Raw genomic sequence first — 14777 nt, 5'->3', positions numbered from 1 at the left:
AATTCTTGAGGAAATTGAATGTCCAAGCAAATTGTTATCGCGGAGCAGCACCGTATTGCTGCAGTTTTTTCGGAAGATCAGATTCAAGAGCTGATTGTCGCCACGGGTAGCCATCAAGTTAGTGATGTTTATCTCGGCATTGTTGAAAACGTTTTGCCCGGTATCGATGCCGCGTTTGTCAATATTGGTGATAGCGAACGCAATGGCTTTATTCATGTGACTGATTTGGGTCCGTTGAAGCTGCGTCGGATGGCTGGTTCTATTACTGAACTGTTGGCACCGCAGCAAAAAGTGCTGGTGCAAATCATGAAAGAGCCAACGGGTAATAAGGGCCCGCGTTTGACGGGTAACATTTCGTTGCCAGGGCGTTATTTAGTGTTGATGCCCTACGGGAAAGGGGTGAATCTTTCTCGTCGCATTCGCAATGAGAATGAGCGAAATCGCTTACGAGCGTTGGCCATCTTAGTGAAGCCTGCAGGCATGGGCATTGTTGTTCGCACTGAAGCGGAAAATATGCCTGAAGATGCCATTATTGAAGATTTGGAAGCACTGCAAAAGCAATGGGAGCAGGTTTTACAAGAAGCGACCACTACTCGTGCTCCTGCTTTGCTGAATCGGGATGATGACTTTATTCAACGTGTACTGCGGGATGTCTACAGCGCCGATGTGAATCGTATTGTGGTGGATTCTCACACGGGACTGAAGCGAGTCAGGCAGCAGTTGACGAACTGGGGCGGCGGGGATTTGCCGCGAGGGGTGCTGATTGACCACCACCGCGATCGCGCTCCCATCATGGAGTACTTCCGCATCAACGCCGCTATCCGAGAAGCACTGAAGCCACGAACCGATTTGCCCTCTGGCGGCTACGTCATCATCGAGCGTACGGAAGCTTTGACCGTGATTGACGTCAACTCTGGTTCCTTCACCCGCTCTGCGACTGCGCGCGAAACCGTGCTTTGGACGAACTGTGAAGCAGCGACTGAGATTGCTCGTCAGCTCCGACTTCGCAACATTGCTGGCATTATCGTAGTTGATTTCATCGATATGGATCAGCGCCGCGACCAGCTACAAGTGTTGGAACATTTTAACAAAGCACTGAGAGCTGACAAATCACGGCCTCAGATTGCTCAACTGACTGAACTCGGGTTGGTCGAGCTAACGCGCAAACGGCAGGGTAAAAATATTTACGAGATTTTTGGTCGTGCTTGCCCGACCTGTGGCGGGTTGGGTCATTTGGTGCATTTGCCAGGCGATGGCGACACGGCAGAGGGCGAAATTGTGGAGCGTCCGGCAGCCGTATCGCTACGAGAATCGCGCACGGCCGATCGCAGTATCAGTGGCCGTGGACGTGGGCGCGATTTGGTGCTGCCTAACGTATCCAGTGCGTCGGAGCCCACATGGGAAGACCGCAGCGGCGATGACTTGGATGATACGGATGACGTCCAAGACCTGGGTCTGAATCATCCCAGCTATCAAGAACTGGGTGGTAACAATCGTCGCCGTCGCCGTCGCCGCCCAGGTGATGACGGACGACCCAGCCCGACCTATCCCAGCGCTCCAACATTAAAGCTTGACCCAAGCAGCGACGGCGATCCATCCGCAACCTCAGATTTACCGTTTGTTGGCCGTTCGGATCGCCCGGAACGTCCGGCGCGTGGTCGTGGTCGTGGTCGTGGTGGGCGTGAGAGTGTCCCGTCAGAATTGCTGCCTGTGCGGGAGGGTGCGCCTGCCAAAGAATTGGTCACTGCACTAGACGCTACTGATGTGCAGGAAGGTATACCGGAGGTTGGCTACCCTGAAGAACGGCGTGGGCGATCGAGGCGTGAGTCATCGCGATCGCCGCAAGAACCACCAGAAATTATTGCTGTTGAAATGACACCAGAAGAGCAGGATATTTACGCCTGGATGGGGATTTCGCCGCTGGTACTGTCTAACCAGGAAGTGAAGAATCCTAAAGCAGCAGTAATTTCTGTTGTCTTACCAGGAGAAGCGCCTGCGATTACTCCTGAACTCGCGGAACCAGAACAAATGACGCTGGCATCACAGTTAGAGCCGGTAGGGATCTCGTTAAAGCCAAAGCAACGAGTTGTTGAAACCAATCCTATAGAACCAGATCCAGAACCCGAAAGCTTCATCCAGCCTGAGATCGAAGTGAGTCCGAGTGCAGAGTTGAGCGCAGACGCATCGGATTTAGATCAAGTTGATGCGGATGGTGCACCGATTACTCGCCGTCGCCGTCGTCGTTCTTCAGCAGTTGTATCAGATTAATGGCATTCAACGTCGGATGCTGACTACCACACCTGAAGAAAAGCCTCAAGCGCATCAACTAGACTTGCCTGGTGGTCTTCAAGCGTATCCGCCAACCACTCTTGTTGCTGGTGTAGACGAAGTTGGTCGCGGTGCTCTATTTGGCCCTGTTGTGGCAGCAGCTGTGATTTTAGCTGCCGATGCAGTGCCGACGCTTGCTGCTGCAGGTGTCACTGACAGTAAGCTTCTGTCGGCAGAACGACGACTCATGTTGGCAGAGCAGATTCGTGCTGGTGCTCTAGCCTATCAGGTCTGTTATGCATCGGTTTGGGAAATCGATCGCCTGAACATTTTGCAAGCCTCTCTACTGGCAATGAAGCGTGCTGTAGTGAAGCTGTCGCTGACACCAGACTTGTGTTTGGTTGATGGCAACCAGCGTATTCCAGGTCTGGTACTGCCTCAGCAAACATTGGTGAAAGGAGACCAGCGATCGCTGGCGATCGCGTCTGCCAGCATCCTGGCAAAAGTGTGGCGTGATGCCTTGATCACACGCTTAGCGGTCAAATATCCTCAGTACAATTTGGCAGCGAACAAGGGTTATGGTACGCCATTCCACCGAACTGCCTTACAAGTTCATGGACCATCGCGTTGGCATCGGCGATCGTTCAGCCCCTGTCGTCGCACGTTAGAGCGTTAACTGAGTCTGTTTGTGCTGTCAGAGAATCAAAGCTGGGCGTGAGTGTCAGGCGGTTGGGCTCTGAGGCAGAATTTGATCCGTCGCTACTGCAGCAACGATTGGCTTTGAAACGGCCCAGGCGCGATAATCTGCTAAAAGATGATGCATCAAACGCTGCTTTACAGTCAGCAGGACGCTTTTAAGTAAGCCATTTCCGGTCGCTTCAAGGAATGGTCTGGGCGTCAGTGCCAGTGGCATCGGCACATCAACCTGCACCTCCAAATCGGCCTTACCCGTTAGAACGGTTACTCCTCCAGATTGAATCGGCTGCAACGTACCTGTGAGGTTCAACTTAAACCGCTGATTAATATACTCAACGCCCCGAATCTCACAGCCTATAGACTGCACATGTACCGTGCCATCTGATTCTGCCCAGACTCTTAAATCCACGATCGGCTGCACAGTCAGCGCCATAAAGGTTAACGGGCGCATCTTTAAGCGAAAGCGTTCACTCTCTAACTGCTCAATCTGACTGGAGGCTGCTAACGCGCTAACCACACGCTGAGGTTGACGTAAATAATGCTGAATCGGCACAGGTTGCTCTGAAGCCACCATTTCGACCGCTTGAAAGGCAGTGAAGCGAGTATACATAGCTGAGAAGGGGTAGACAGTAAAGCAGTCTAGGTAGATGGAATTCTAAGTAGATGTATCTAATTCTAAACAAATGTAAAGGGAAGGTGCTGCACCATTTTCAGTAGATACACGCTTTACCCTATGAGAGACTATTCTTGCAGAATTCCTGAACCACCAACCCCTTTTGTCTGAGAAGTGTGAGAAGAATTGTTGCTATTGTGAGGTTTAGTGCAGGCTGATCTACGGAATAGACACTATGGCAGTATCGATCGCCCATTTGGGACCCACTGGTACTTATACTGAAGCCGCAGCTCTAGCCTATGCAAACTGGTTAGCGCAAGCAACCAAACAAGAAACGTGGCTGTGTCCTTACCCGAGCATCGCGCTGTCTTTACAAGCTGTCGCTGAGGGGACCGTAGCGATCGCGGTTGTCCCAGTCGAAAACTCGACTGAAGGTAGCGTCGCGATGACATTGGATAGCTTGTGGCAGTTGGGCACCTTACAAATTCAGTGGGCCTTAATCTTGCCGATTGCTCACGCACTGTTGTCTCATGCCGCGACAATCGAAACGATCCAGGCGGTTTACTCTCATCCGCAAGCGTTAGCACAATGCCAGCGATGGTTAGAAAAATTCCTGCCTGCGGCTAAGTTAATCCCCACGAACTCGAACACTGAAGCACTGCAATCTCTACAGACCGATCCAACGATTGCCGCGATCGCTTCTCAACGTGCGGCGCAACTTTACAATCTGCCCGTTCTGGCTACAGCAATCAACGATCAGCCTGATAACTGCACTCGCTTTTGGGTTCTCAGTAAACAACCCTCTTCTGGGGGGCGTCATACATCACTAGCTTTCACCGTGCACGATTTGCCGGGTTCTTTAGTCAAGCCCCTGCAAGTTTTTGCCAATCAAGGCATTAACCTTAGTCACATTGAGTCGCGTCCGACGAAGCGATCGCTGGGCGACTATTTGTTTTTCGTGGATCTAGAAGCCGATGCCCGCGAACCTGCCGTTCAAACAACCCTTGAAGAACTTGCCCGCCATACTGAGACGCTGAAGGTGTTCGGCAGTTACGATGTCTTGCCAGTCGAGGGAGGGCCATAAGTGAAGGAGAAGCGGATGAGGAGACAAGGGGGAAGACTGTGGAACTTACAGCAATTTTCGGTTGAGTCAGCCACATCAACTAAGTGTGAGTCTCTCGCTTACGCCTGTGAGCAAGATGTAAGTGCAAAGCACTCGCTTCGCGTTTCTTGTATGCCGCAAGGCTTTGCGTACTGTGATTGACCCCTTTGCAGACGCTGTAAAACTCTTTTCCTGCTTCCTCTGCCGTTCTACTCCCTACTCCCAGCTACCGATGGTTGAACAACGCCGACATCTAAAAACTCTCGGACACGCTCAAGATAGGTTGGCGCATCTTCTAGCATTGGGAAGTGCGCTGTATTGGGAATGACGACATACTGAATGTTGTTATTCAAAGCGGCGGCTTGACGCCCCATTTCGGCGGGAATAATGATGTCGCGATCGCCCGAAATGAGCAGCGTGGGCACGGTGATCTGCGCAAACTCTTGAGGCATCACTTCCGTCGCTTTCTTGCTCACACACGTAAAAATGGTTCCCAACGCTGCCTCGTAGTCCGCCATTAAGAAATCATTGAGAAACGAGCGGCTAATGGCTCCGGGCAAGGAACGATGGAGAAAGCGCTGCATAAACAGTCGATCGACAAACGGCAGCCCATATAGCCAACGGGGGCGAAACTTGACGACATAGCCACCAAATTTGTAAAACGCATTGAACGCTTTTTCGTCGTACTCAAAGATGCCGCTACAGGTGAGGATGGCGCGATCGACACGATCGGCATACAGATTTAGAAAAAAGACAGCAACGGAAGCACCCATTGAATGAGCGTTTAGACAAACGCGCTGCAACCCTAATACATCCAAAAGCCCGGCAAGATCGTCTGCGTAGGTTTCTAGCTCGTAGCTCAGTTCTACGACTGTTTCAGGTGGCTCTGCTAATGGGGACGTTTCGCTGGTGTTTGAGCGCGATCGCCCAAAGCCGCGCATGTCATAGAGAAGGCAATCGAAGCGATCGCATAAAGCTCTTGCTGTGCTCTCCCAGTAACGAGCAGAACCGCCCCAACCGTGGACAAAAACGAGCACTGGCTTGTCAGAGGGTTCGTTTCCAGACTCTGAAATCCACTCGTAGTAGTGATTAAAACCTCGGACAGTGATGTAAGGCATGCTTGAGAGTGATAAGTTTTGAGTGATGAGTTTTGAGTTAAATCCCACTCAACACTCTCTAGAGTAGCGGCGCAAAGCGCTACTCATCACTCAAAACTATTTAAGCAGATTCGGGCTTGGGCAGTGAAGACGGATGAATAATGAGTTCTGCCGTCGATCGCTTCTCGACCATCTCGCGAGTAATGCTACAGCGGGTCACATCTTTACGCGAAGGCAATTCGTACATCACGTCTAGCATCAGTTCTTCGACAATACTGCGGAGGGCACGAGCACCTGTCTTGCGACGGTAGGCTTCCTGGGCGATCGCGCGTATCGCCTCCTGCCGAAATTCCAGTGCAACGTTGTCCATCTTCAAGAGCTTTTGATACTGCTTCACTAGGGCGTTCCGAGGCTCCGTCAGAATGGCTGTCAGCGCATCCTCATCCAGCGGATTGACGATCGCCATCACAGGCACGCGCCCAATAAACTCCGGAATCATGCCAAATTTAACCAGGTCATCTGGCTCCATGTGGCGCAAGACGTCGGCTGTCCGCTTGTCCTTTGGCTGCGCATCTCCAGGTTGGATAAAGCCCATCGATTTTTTACCGATGCGTTGCTCTACCGCTTTGTCTAAGCCAACAAAAGCTCCACCGCAGATAAAGAGAATGTTGCTCGTGTCAATCTGAATGCAGTCCTGATAGGGGTGCTTGCGTCCACCCTGTGGCGGCACGTTAGCAACCGTACCTTCCAGCATTTTCAGCAGCGCTTGCTGAACCCCTTCACCAGAAACATCGCGGGTAATCGATGGGTTCTCGCTCTTGCGTGCAACTTTGTCGATCTCGTCAATGTAGATGATGCCACGCTGCGCTTCTTCTACGTCTAAGTCAGCGACCTGTAATAACCGCAAGAGAATGTTCTCAACATCTTCTCCTACGTAGCCTGCTTCCGTTAGTGTTGTTGCGTCAGCCACTGCAAAGGGCACATCCAAAATCTCTGCCAGGGTTTGAGCCAGCAGTGTCTTACCGCAGCCCGTAGGCCCGATCAAAAGGATGTTGGACTTTTGCAGTTCAACGGGATCTTCAGTCTGGGCTTTACCGTTGCTCTTTGACTGTGTAAAGCTAAGACGCTTGTAGTGGTTGTAGACCGCCACCGAGAGCACCTTTTTGGCATCGTCCTGACCAATGACATGCTCGTCAAGGTATTTTTTGATCTCTCTAGGCTTAGGAATCTGGCTGAGAGAAAGGCTTGCAGACCGCGCCTTGCGCTTCTCGGGCGATTGTTCCCGTCGTGGCACAGGCTGCGGTGCCGCAGCGCTAGAGTCAAACAGCTCTTCATCCAGAATTTCGTTGCACAGATCGACGCACTCGTCGCAAATGTAAACTCCCGGTCCAGCTATGAGTTTGCGAACCTGCTCCTGAGACTTACCACAAAAGGAACATTTGAGATGGGAGTCGTATTTAGACATACCTGCCTCTTAATTAACTGCAGCAACAGCCTCTCCCGCCTTAGGAAGATTTTGTCTGGAAATAACCTGATCAACTAACCCGTAGTCTTTGGCTTCGGCTGCGGACATGAAAAAGTCACGCTCAGTGTCCATCTCTACCCGTTCCAACGGTTGACCCGTGTGAAGCGCTAGCAGTTCGCTCAACTTGCGCTTGTGGTAAAGAATTTCTTTTGCCTGAATCTCGATATCAACGGCTTGTCCTTGCGCACCACCAAGGGGTTGGTGAATCATGATACGAGAATTGGGTAGAGACATCCGCTTACCCGGGGCACCGGCTGCCAGGAGAAACGCACCCATACTAGCGGCTAAACCAAAGCAAATGGTAACAACATCCGAACGCACTTGCTGCATGGTGTCATAAATTGCCATACCTGCAGTGACAGAGCCGCCAGGGGAATTGATATAAAGCTGAATATCTTTCTCTGGTTCTTCAGCTTCTAAAAAAAGCAGCTGAGCAACAATAGAGTCGGAAACAGTGTCATCGATCGGTGTCCCCAGGAAAACGATGCGCTCTCTGAGCAACCGGGAGTAGATGTCGAAGGCTCGATCGCCGCGACCAGATTGCTCAACCACCATCGGCACGACGTTGTGAGGCCCCATTGAGGTGACGTCCAGGGAGTTGAAGCTGTTAATGGAGTAGTTAGCGGAGCGGGATACAAACATAGTCGGTATTATCGCCTGAAATCACTGTAGACCGATTTTGTGGGTCAGCAGATGCGATTCGTAGTGGAATCGCATGTGTCTATCCAAACATTATGCCTCAACTAACCGGGGACTTGTGGGTACCTCAAGCGAAATGCTCTGCTATTGTAGCCTGGGTGTTTCAAGGCGCAACGCGTTCCCTTGCAGAATAAACAAAATAGACAAAGCGTTATTCGCTGTCGGTGGACTCTGCTTTTGCCTTGGACGGTTTACGCGTTTTTTTCGGCTTTTCAGCTTCAGCTGTTTCGACTGGTTCGGGTTCTCCTTCTGCATCCGCGATCGCGGGTGTGTCAGAAGCTGAGCCTTTCGACGCTTCAGCCTCTGTTGCGGCTTCGGCCTCTGCTGTTGGTTCGACGACCGATGCGGTGACATCCACCGTATTGGTGTCCGTGCCATCAGTCTCAACAGTCGCTGCGTCTAAAGTCTCCTCAGCTTCGTCAGGCTTCGCTAGCGTTCCTTCGGGCACAAGTTCGATCGTCGAGCGTTCAATCAGCCAGCCAACAATTTTCTCTTTGAGTAGATCTTCGGCAACGACGGCCTGGAGCCGTTCAGGATCAATCTCACGATCGCCCAGTTCTGCCAGCAACTCAGTCACCCTTGCACTAATTTCTTCGGGCTCGACTTTGACGGACTCGCGTTTAGCTACTTCACCCAATGCCAGCGTACGTTTGATGCGATCGATCGCCTCTGGGCGAGAGCGCTCTTTGAGCATCCCAATCGTATCTTGATTGAACAGACGTTTGACATCAATGCCCTGGTTCTGTAGCTGCATTGCTGTCTGGTTTAAGAGATAGCTCAGCTCCCGTTCAATCAGGGTTTCTGGCAAATCGACTGCAATATGCTTCAGCAGCTCATCTAGGATGGCCTGCTCTTTATTGGCCGTTGTTTTGGCTTCAGCTTCTTCGTTGTAGCGAGTTTCCAGGGACGATCGCAGTTCTGCCAGTGTTTCAAACTCACTGATTTCTTTGGCAAAGTCATCATCAAGGGCAGGCAGTTCCTTTTCCTTAATCTCTTTCAAAGTGATAGTGAAGCGGGCTGCTCGACCGGCTAACGTTTCTTGCGCATACTCGTCTGGGAAGGGCACGGAAATATCTTTTGTTTCGCTCGGCGTCATACCCACGATGCCGTCGATAAAGCCTTCAATAAACTTGCCTTCAGCCAGCTCGACTTGAAAGTCTTCAGCTTCACCGCCGGGGAATGGCTCTGGTTCGGCTTCAGGGTCATCGCTCAACAGGACGCCTTTATAGTCCACAACCGTGGTGTCACCCAGTTGTGCGGCACGGCCTTCAACGGGGATCAGGGTTGCGGTTTGCTCTTGATATTGCTGTAGCACTTTGTCTACTTGTTCAGCATCGGGCTTTACTTCTTCTGCCTGAAGCTGAAAGTCAGTGTAATGAGCGAGTGCGACGTCTGGCTGTACATCAACGGAGGCAGAGAAGGTGAGCGCTGACCCTGGTACAAACTGGCTGACCAAGTCATCAAACGACGATCGCAGTTGAAAGTTCCCCAAGGCGTCAATCTTTTCTTGCTCGATCGCCTGCTTCAGCGTCTCGTCGATGAGTTCTTCGAGCGCCGTTGCTTTGATCTGCACCGAGCCAAAGCGCTGGATGAGTACCTGTCGGGGCACTTTACCTTTGCGAAACCCAGGAATATTGGCAGAGCGGGTAAATTTTTGAATGACCTGCTCGTAAGCCTTTTGGGACATTTCCGGTGTAATTTCGATTTCCAAACCAATCTGACTGGCGGGAAGCTTTTCCTGGGTAACTTTCATCGGTATATTCGCTACAGACACTTACTTTTAGTGGGTTAACAGCTTAACGAGCCGCTCTATGGGCACAAAATCACTCGCTCAACGTTCTGAATTGACAGACAGTCAAAGGTAGCGATCGCATTCACTGCATCGCCGCAATAAGTAATCGTAACTGATCCTGCTGAAGGGTGGCTCATTTGTTTCAGTGAATCTTTAAAATCGGTCTATGGAATCGTGCTGTCACCTGGCTCCATGAAAAATCTTGCTGGGTTTACGAAAGATTTCGCTAAAATTTGGGAATCGCTATCAGTCGTATGCTGATTTTTAGGGTTTGGTCATCTTACCGACCGACTAGATGTGCGGGTTAAAAATCTGAGCTATAGAAAAGTCAGACTATTTTTATTGCTAGAGATTAATTATTTCAATCTAAAACGCTTTAAGTTGAATGTTTATTAAATGTTTATTAACGGAGGAAATTAAATTGGTTCATCCCTATCGGGTCGCTATTTTAGGAGCGACGGGTGCAGTCGGGACAGAATTGTTGGAGTTGCTTGAACAGCGGGATTTTCCACTGGTAAGCCTAAAGCTTTTGGCGTCGGCGCGATCGGCAGGGCAGACGCTCTCGTTTAAAGGCGACCACTTGCCGGTCGAAGCCGTTGATGAGAAAAGCTTCAAAAATATCGATCTGGTGCTGGCTTCTGCGGGTGGATCGGTGTCAAAGACCTGGGCTCCTACTGCGATCGCCTCTGGTGCTGTGGTCATTGATAACTCCAGCGCCTTTCGGATGGACCCAACCGTACCGCTGGTGGTGCCAGAAGTGAATCCTCAAGCGGCCGCCGCACATCGAGGACTCATTGCAAACCCTAACTGTACGACGATTTTGATGGCGGTCGCGGTTTATCCACTGCATCAGGTGCAGCCGATTCGACGGATCGTTGCGGCCACCTATCAGTCTGCCAGCGGTGCTGGAGCACGGGCAATGGAAGAGGTTAAAACGCAAGCGCAAGCCATCTTGCAGGGGCAAACACCTGTAGCCGAACTTTTTCCCTATCCGCTGGCATTTAATCTGTTTCCGCACAACTCCGCGCTGAATGAGCAGGGGTATTGTGAAGAGGAGATGAAGATGATCAATGAAACGCGCAAAATCTTCGAGGCGCCCACTTTGCGTGTAACCGCTACCTGTGTTCGGGTTCCCGTACTGCGGGCACACTCTGAAGCGATTAACCTGGAGTTTGATCAACCGTTTGATGTGGCGCAAGCCCGTAGCATCTTAAACAACGCTCCTGGAGTGACCCTGGTGGAAGATTGGCAGGCAAACTACTTTCCCATGCCGATCGACGCTAGTGGGAAGGATGACGTGCTAGTCGGGCGTATCCGACAGGATCTTTCTCATCCAACAGGGCTAGAACTTTGGTTATGCGGTGACCAAATCCGTAAGGGTGCAGCATTGAATGCGGTGCAGATTGCCGAACTCTTAGCGCAACAGAATCTCATCCAGCCGTCGATCGCTCTTGCAAATTAGAGCCGTTAGCGGTTAGCTATTAGCTATTGACTTCTGTCTGTAAAGGCCTATCCGCGTTAGCCTTTTGACTGAACGTTGCGCTTCTCTAATAACAACTAACAACTGAAACAGTGTGGTGAATTTTGGACGTGTTTTAACTGCAATGGTCACGCCATTCAAGGACGATGGCAGCGTCGATTTTGCGATCGCTGAGAAATTGGCGTTCTACTTGGTAGAGCATGGCACTGATACGCTTGTTGTCTGCGGCACAACGGGAGAATCGCCGACTTTGACGTGGGCTGAAGAGTACGAGCTGTTTCAGGTTGTGCAGAAGGCGGTAGCGGGCAAAGCGAAGGTTATAGCAGGCACGGGCTCAAATTCGACACAAGAAGCGATCGCAGCAACCCAAAAAGCAGCTAAACTAGGGTTAGATGGTTCTTTGCAAGTCGTCCCGTACTACAACAAGCCTCCCCAAGAAGGGCTTTATCAGCATTTCAAGGCGATCGCGGAAGCTGCGCCCCATCTGCCGATGATGCTTTACAATGTACCTGGGCGCACGGGGCAGAACATGCAGGCTGAAACAGTCGGTCGCCTTGCAACAATCGAAAATATTGTTGCGATCAAAGAATCAACGGGGAATCTTGATCAAGCTAGTGAGATTCAACGTTTGACACCACCCGAATTTGCACTCTACTCTGGAGATGACTCGATTACTTTGCCACTGTTAGCGCTCGGTGGTAAAGGTGTCGTTAGTGTTGCCAGTCATCTGGTTGGCTTGCAGCTCCAACAGATGATTCAGGCCTTTGAAGCGGGTCAGCATCAAGTGGCTACCAAAACTCATCTTGAGCTTTTGCCATTGTTCAAAGCCTTGTTCGTCACAGCCAATCCTATTCCTGTCAAGGCCGCTCTAAGGCTACAAGGTTGGTCAGTGGGTTCTACCCGTCCACCATTGGCTGATAGCTCGACTGATTTAACGAAAATATTAACGTCAGTGATGACACAGCTATCCCTACTCTAGGCATTAATAGCGCCACAAAAGTTTCTCTACAACTGAATAAGTCTTTACTTGCTCTAACGGTTGCTGTCAAACACGTTTAAGCAATTGGCAAGCGGCAGTTCTTACTGATCAAGGTATTCCATGCACTGAATCACCCTTGAAAGGCCATACCCTGCCTCTGTTGCCCTAACTGCATTAAACATTTTGTCCAACCGCCCTCTCATAGGCCTGAAGCGACGGGTGTATGTCTTTACAACCAAGCTCAACCAACCAGTTTTTTATTCTCTACACGTTCGATAAGGATGCCAATGACTCAAAATAACTCTTCACCCGCGCTGAAAATCATCCCCCTTGGTGGGCTGCATGAAATCGGCAAAAACACCTGCGTCTTTGAAATTAATGACGAAATCATCTTGCTTGATGCAGGTCTTGCATTCCCGACAGACGGCATGCATGGGGTGAATATCGTCCTGCCGGATATGACCTATCTGCGGGAAAATCGCCATAAAATCAAGGGTATGATCGTTACACATGGCCACGAAGACCATATTGGCGGTATTGCGTTTCACCTCAAACAATTCGAAATTCCCATCATTTATGGCCCTCGCTTGGCGATGGCACTCCTCAAAGACAAATTGAGCGAAGCTGGCGTCACCAAGCGAACCGAACTGCGCACTGTGGGGCCGCGTGAAACGGTGCGCCTCGGTAAATCGTTTTTCGTAGAATTTATCCGTAACACCCACTCGATGGCGGATAGCTTTACCGTTGCCATTCGTACCCCAGTGGGTGTGGTTATTCATACGGGCGATTTCAAAGTTGATCATACGCCTGTTGATGGCGAATACTTTGACTTTCAACGCCTGGCAGAATACGGCGAAAAAGGCGTGCAATGCCTGATCAGCGACTCAACCAACTCTGAGCTTCCGGGAAGCACACCCTCCGAGCGAGCGGTGTTTCCTAACCTGGATCGCATTTTTGCTCAGGCAAAAGGTCGCTTGCTGGTGACAACGTTTGCATCATCAGTCCACCGCATCAATATGATTCTGGAACTCGCGAAGAAAAATGGACGTGTGGTATCGGTAGTGGGGCGATCGATGCTCAACCTCATTGCTCATGCTCGTACCCTGGGCTACATCAAGTGTGAAGAAAGCTTGTTTCAGCCACTGCAGGTGCTCCAAAAACTATCGGATGAGCATGTTTTGATTCTCACCACGGGCTCGCAGGGTGAACCCATGTCGGCGATGACTCGCATTGCGAATGGCGAACATCGTCAGGTGAAAGTCCGTGAGGGCGATACCGTTGTCTTTTCGGCGAACCCGATTCCGGGTAACACGATCGCGGTTGTAAACACGATCGACAAGCTGATGATGAAAGGCGCCAAGGTGATTTACGGCAAGGAGCATGGCATTCATGTTTCTGGTCATGGCTGTCAGGAAGACCAAAAGCTGATGCTTGGCTTGACCCGGCCCAAATTTTTCTTGCCTGTTCATGGTGAGCACCGGATGCTGGTGAAGCATTCTCAGACGGCTCAAAGCGTGGGTGTGCCTGCCGAAAATATGGTGATTATTGACAACGGCGATGTGGTCGAGTTGACTGCAACCTCAATGCGTATTGCAGGTAAAGTGCCGTCTGGTATTGAGCTGGTTGACACTTCTCGCTCTGGTGTGGTCAACAGTAAAGTGTTGAAAGAACGCCAGCAGTTGGCAGGAGATGGCATTGTGACGGTAGCAGCGGCGATCGGCTGGACAGGGGCGCTGATAGCGAAGCCTCAAATTCATTTAAGCGGTGTGGTCACCTCGCTGGAGCGATCGAAACTACAAGCTTCGATCGAAACCGCCATTGGTACGATCTTGCGCGATCGCTGGAACGAATTCGCCCGTCCCGTAGGTAAGGATGCACAGCTTGAAATTGACTGGGTAGGGCTGCAGACGCAGATTGAACGCGAAATTCAACGGACGCTGCGACGCGACTTGCAAAGCAATCCAATGCTAGTATTTTTGATGCAAAATCCTGAAGAACCGTCTGTGCGGGAAGTCAGCCGCGAACGACGCACTCCTGCGATCGCATCGTAGTAGGCTAGCCGTCTACTGTCGCAAAAGACATATGAACCAGGACATAACTATGAATGTCCTGGTTTGTCATTCTTGCCTTGACACGAGCATCGACGCCATCACGTGATCGTTCTTGGCTCGATCGCGTGATTCTTGCCGGATGGAGCCCGACATTGCTGCCTGCTGTAGCAACATGAAGGCATTCAAATCGTTAACATCATATTTGGTGCGCAGGAGCTGACGCAGTTGGTTCTCGGCGTCAATGGTTAGGTAACCAGTGATAAGCGCTTGTTGGACGATTTCACGGATCAGAATCATGGTAGAACCCTAAACTTTACCGGACGCAGTGAGCCAAGCTTGAGCCCGATCGGGCGGTTTGACCCTGCATGAGGTTGTTTGGTCGCGGACGAGTCTCAAACGATGCTTTGCTAGCAAAGGGTGGCTTTGTTAACGTAAGGTTACTAGATAAAGCCTTTCTAAAAAGTTCCTGTTCAAC

Annotated in this window: 12 protein-coding genes; 6 read left to right on the top strand and 6 right to left on the bottom strand. The window is 50.9% G+C overall.

What is annotated here, in order from left to right:
- The first annotated feature begins 18 nt into the window (after positions 1-18).
- Positions 19-2268: a ribonuclease E gene (gene rne / locus C7B82_RS18500; protein ID WP_106257751.1), complete on the top strand. Its 2250-nt coding sequence runs from the start codon at positions 19-21 to the stop codon at positions 2266-2268.
- Positions 2213-2944, top strand: coding sequence for a ribonuclease HII (locus C7B82_RS18495; RefSeq protein ID WP_339375261.1), 732 nt, complete (start codon positions 2213-2215; stop codon positions 2942-2944). The genes rne and C7B82_RS18495 overlap by 56 nt, the downstream gene beginning before the upstream one ends.
- A 45-nt stretch (positions 2945-2989) precedes the next feature.
- Here C7B82_RS18495 and C7B82_RS18490 read toward each other — a convergent pair whose 3' ends face one another.
- Entirely contained in the window at positions 2990-3574 is a 585-nt protein-coding gene (locus tag C7B82_RS18490; protein WP_106257750.1) for a DUF1997 domain-containing protein, read from the bottom strand.
- Between the two features lie 238 nt (positions 3575-3812).
- Here C7B82_RS18490 and pheA point away from each other — a divergent pair, with 238 nt between their 5' ends.
- Positions 3813-4661: a prephenate dehydratase gene (gene pheA, locus C7B82_RS18485; protein WP_106257749.1), complete on the top strand. Its 849-nt coding sequence runs from the start codon at positions 3813-3815 to the stop codon at positions 4659-4661.
- 227 nt (positions 4662-4888) lie between these two features.
- Here pheA and C7B82_RS18480 read toward each other — a convergent pair whose 3' ends face one another.
- The 4 genes from C7B82_RS18480 to tig all read right to left on the bottom strand — a co-directional run bounded on the left by C7B82_RS18480 (position 4889) and on the right by tig (position 9753).
- Positions 4889-5797: an alpha/beta fold hydrolase gene (locus C7B82_RS18480; RefSeq protein WP_106257748.1), complete on the bottom strand. Its 909-nt coding sequence runs from the start codon at positions 5795-5797 to the stop codon at positions 4889-4891.
- A 100-nt stretch (positions 5798-5897) separates the two neighbouring features.
- Positions 5898-7241 carry an ATP-dependent protease ATP-binding subunit ClpX gene (gene clpX, locus C7B82_RS18475; RefSeq protein WP_106257747.1) on the bottom strand — a complete coding sequence of 448 codons (1344 nt, stop codon included), beginning with the start codon at positions 7239-7241 and terminating at the stop codon, positions 5898-5900.
- A gap of 9 nt (positions 7242-7250) precedes the next feature.
- Entirely contained in the window at positions 7251-7880 is a 630-nt protein-coding gene (clpP, locus tag C7B82_RS18470; protein ID WP_219904573.1) for an ATP-dependent Clp endopeptidase proteolytic subunit ClpP, read from the bottom strand.
- A gap of 271 nt (positions 7881-8151) precedes the next feature.
- Positions 8152-9753, bottom strand: a complete 1602-nt coding sequence (gene tig / locus C7B82_RS18465) for a trigger factor (protein WP_106257745.1) — start codon at positions 9751-9753, stop codon at positions 8152-8154.
- A 460-nt stretch (positions 9754-10213) separates the two neighbouring features.
- On the opposite strand from tig, the gene C7B82_RS18460 reads away from it, so the two are divergent.
- The 3 genes from C7B82_RS18460 to C7B82_RS18450 all read left to right on the top strand — a co-directional run bounded on the left by C7B82_RS18460 (position 10214) and on the right by C7B82_RS18450 (position 14302).
- Entirely contained in the window at positions 10214-11254 is a 1041-nt protein-coding gene (locus C7B82_RS18460) for an aspartate-semialdehyde dehydrogenase (protein WP_106257808.1), read from the top strand.
- Between the two features lie 112 nt (positions 11255-11366).
- Positions 11367-12251 (top strand): 4-hydroxy-tetrahydrodipicolinate synthase, encoded by an 885-nt coding sequence (gene dapA, locus C7B82_RS18455; RefSeq protein ID WP_106257744.1) that lies wholly within the window; start codon positions 11367-11369, stop codon positions 12249-12251.
- 287 nt (positions 12252-12538) lie between these two features.
- Positions 12539-14302, top strand: a complete 1764-nt coding sequence (locus C7B82_RS18450) for a ribonuclease J (RefSeq protein ID WP_106257807.1) — start codon at positions 12539-12541, stop codon at positions 14300-14302.
- A gap of 66 nt (positions 14303-14368) precedes the next feature.
- Here C7B82_RS18450 and C7B82_RS18445 read toward each other — a convergent pair whose 3' ends face one another.
- Positions 14369-14599, bottom strand: a complete 231-nt coding sequence (locus tag C7B82_RS18445; protein WP_106257743.1) for a hypothetical protein — start codon at positions 14597-14599, stop codon at positions 14369-14371.
- Positions 14600-14777 lie beyond the last annotated feature (178 nt).

Origin of the sequence: Stenomitos frigidus ULC18, from assembly GCF_003003795.1 — a bacterium.
Classification (GTDB): Bacteria; Cyanobacteriota; Cyanobacteriia; order Leptolyngbyales; family Leptolyngbyaceae; genus Stenomitos; species Stenomitos frigidus_A.
This window is presented reverse-complemented; position numbering and strand designations above follow the sequence as displayed.

What these genes read in the sequence shown, in the direction of transcription:
- C7B82_RS18480 (WP_106257748.1), bottom strand. Translation starts at nt 5,797, where the DNA reads ATGCCTTACATCACTGTCCGAGGTTTTAATCACTACTACGAGTGGATT.
- clpP (WP_219904573.1), bottom strand. Translation starts at nt 7,880, where the DNA reads ATGGGGCCTCACAACGTCGTGCCGATGGTGGTTGAGCAATCTGGTCGC.
- C7B82_RS18445 (WP_106257743.1), bottom strand. Translation starts at nt 14,599, where the DNA reads ATGATTCTGATCCGTGAAATCGTCCAACAAGCGCTTATCACTGGTTAC.
- rne (WP_106257751.1), top strand. Translation starts at nt 19, where the DNA reads ATGTCCAAGCAAATTGTTATCGCGGAGCAGCACCGTATTGCTGCAGTT.
- C7B82_RS18490 (WP_106257750.1), bottom strand. Translation starts at nt 3,574, where the DNA reads ATGTATACTCGCTTCACTGCCTTTCAAGCGGTCGAAATGGTGGCTTCA.
- C7B82_RS18450 (WP_106257807.1), top strand. Translation starts at nt 12,539, where the DNA reads ATGACTCAAAATAACTCTTCACCCGCGCTGAAAATCATCCCCCTTGGT.
- pheA (WP_106257749.1), top strand. Translation starts at nt 3,813, where the DNA reads ATGGCAGTATCGATCGCCCATTTGGGACCCACTGGTACTTATACTGAA.
- tig (WP_106257745.1), bottom strand. Translation starts at nt 9,753, where the DNA reads ATGAAAGTTACCCAGGAAAAGCTTCCCGCCAGTCAGATTGGTTTGGAA.
- clpX (WP_106257747.1), bottom strand. Translation starts at nt 7,241, where the DNA reads ATGTCTAAATACGACTCCCATCTCAAATGTTCCTTTTGTGGTAAGTCT.